This window comes from Streptomyces sp. NPDC005899, assembly GCF_040629645.1.
In the GTDB taxonomy this organism is placed as follows: domain Bacteria; phylum Actinomycetota; class Actinomycetes; order Streptomycetales; family Streptomycetaceae; genus Streptomyces.
In genome coordinates, this window is record NZ_JBEXWB010000635.1 from 1 (window position 1) to 1,858 (window position 1,858).

At 76.0% G+C, this 1,858-nt stretch carries 2 protein-coding genes; both read left to right on the top strand.

Annotated features, from left to right (window positions below):
* Positions 1-185 precede the first annotated feature (185 nt).
* On the top strand, positions 186-737 hold the full coding sequence (locus ABZ371_RS32250; protein ID WP_358686423.1) for a hypothetical protein: 552 nt from the start codon (positions 186-188) through the stop codon (positions 735-737).
* Positions 738-1,013: 276 nt separating this feature from the next.
* Positions 1,014-1,811 carry an N-formylglutamate amidohydrolase gene (locus ABZ371_RS32255; protein WP_358686425.1) on the top strand — a complete coding sequence of 266 codons (798 nt, stop codon included), beginning with the start codon at positions 1,014-1,016 and terminating at the stop codon, positions 1,809-1,811.
* Positions 1,812-1,858: the final 47 nt, after the last annotated feature.

The following is a 1,858-nucleotide window of genomic DNA, read 5'->3' on the forward strand; positions in this document are numbered from 1 at the left end:
GGTGATGAAGGCCGGGCTCGCCTCGCTGGACCGCTTCACCGTCCGGCGGGAGGACGGTGCCCGCATGGTCGAGGCGTGCCAGTCCCCGGTCTGGGCGGGGACCGGCCGGGTCGTGCGGAGGATGTGCCACTCCCCGGTCGTGGGGTGGAATCGGAGCACCGTTCCCGACCCCGGAGGCTCCTCCCGTGACCGCCCCCGCACCGCTGCTCCACGACCGGCCGGCACCCGAGGCCCACTCGCTCCTGGCGGCTTTCGTGCGCTTCGTCGTCTGCGGTGGCGGAGTGGGACTGGCCGGCAGCGGGGCACTCGTGCTGCTGAGCGGTCCGCTGCCGATGGTCGTCGCCAACGCCGTGATCACCGTGGTGTCGACCGTGGTGGCGACCGAACTGCACAGCAGGATCTCGTTCCGGAGCGAGCGCAGGGGGTGGGGCGTGCACCTGCAGTCCGGGATGACCGTGGCCGTGTCCTACGCGTTCACCACGGGAGCGCTCCTCCTCCTGCACTCCGTGCGCCCCGCTCCGACGGCGCTGGCCGAGCAGGGTGTCTACCTGGCGGCCTCGGCGCTCGCCGGAGTCGGCCGTTTCGCGCTGCTCCGCGTCGTGGTCTTCGCCCGGCAGGCGCCGGGGCCGGCGGCCGGGACCGGAGCGGCCGGCGAGGACGAAGCGGCAGGGGCCGAGGCGGCCGGGGGGACGGCGGCCGGCGCCGTCCCCACCGGCCGTCTCGCCATGGCGGCCTGACCGACCGGCCCTCGGCCGCCGGGCGGTGACGGGCACCCCGGTGACGGGCGACGGCGATGAGCAGGTCGGGAACCTCCCGCCGGATCCGCTCCGGTGCGGCCCGACCCTGTGCGGGAAGTGAGCGGCGGGGATGCCGGGACGGCCCCACCGCCCGCACGGCTACGCTTCGTCGCACTCACCCCCGGCCCGGACGGGCCGCCCGCGAGGGCGTCCGCCGGGCCGGGCGCCCCGCACACGCACGCCCACCCGCACAGGTACCGAAGGAAACCGCCGTCGATGTCCGCCGCCACTCCCTTCCAGCTCCTCGCCGGGGCCGCCGGCTCGCCGGTGCTCCTGCACGTCCCCCACTCCTCCCGGACCGTGCCCGAGCAGGTGCGCGGCGGCATCGTGCTCGACGACGCGTCGCTCGCCGCGGAGCTCGACCACATCACCGACTCCCACACGGCCGAGCTGGCGGCCATGGCGGCCGAGTCCTGCGGGACGGCCCCCTGGCGGTTCGTCAACGGCCTGTCGCGGCTGGTCGTCGACCCGGAGAGGTTCCCCGACGACCGGGAGGAGATGACGGCCGTCGGCATGGGGGCGGTCTACACGCACACCACGCACGGCGCCCGGCTGCGTGCTCCCGGGTCCGATCCGCGACCGCTGCTCGACCGCTACTTCCACCCGTACGCGCGGGCGATGACGGCGGCGGTGGACGAGCGGCTCGCCGCCACGGGGCGGGCGGTCGTCATCGACGTCCACTCCTACCCCACGGCCGCGCTCCCGTACGAACTGCACGCCGCGGGCCCCCGTCCGCCGGTCTGCCTGGGCACCGACGGCTTCCACACCCCCGCGGAGCTGCTGTCCGTGGCGCGGGAGGCGTTCGCCGGATTCGGGGGGACGGCGCTGGACAGCCCGTTCCCCGGTACGTACGTCCCGTTGAAGCACTACGGGAGCGACCGCCGCGTGTCCGCGCTGATGATCGAGGTCCGGCGCGATGTGTACATGACGGAGCCGGGCGGCCCGGCGGGCCCGGGTCTCACCGCGCTGGCCTCCGCGCTGGCGCGGTTGGTCGACGGCCTGCACGCTCGGTGACGCCCCGCGCGCCGCACCGTGCCCGACGCGGCCCGCCGGCAGCCCGC

Bases quoted from the DNA above. Each gene is read 5' to 3' on its own strand.
- ABZ371_RS32255 (WP_358686425.1), top strand. From the start codon at position 1,014: ATGTCCGCCGCCACTCCCTTCCAGCTCCTCGCCGGGGCCGCCGGCTCG.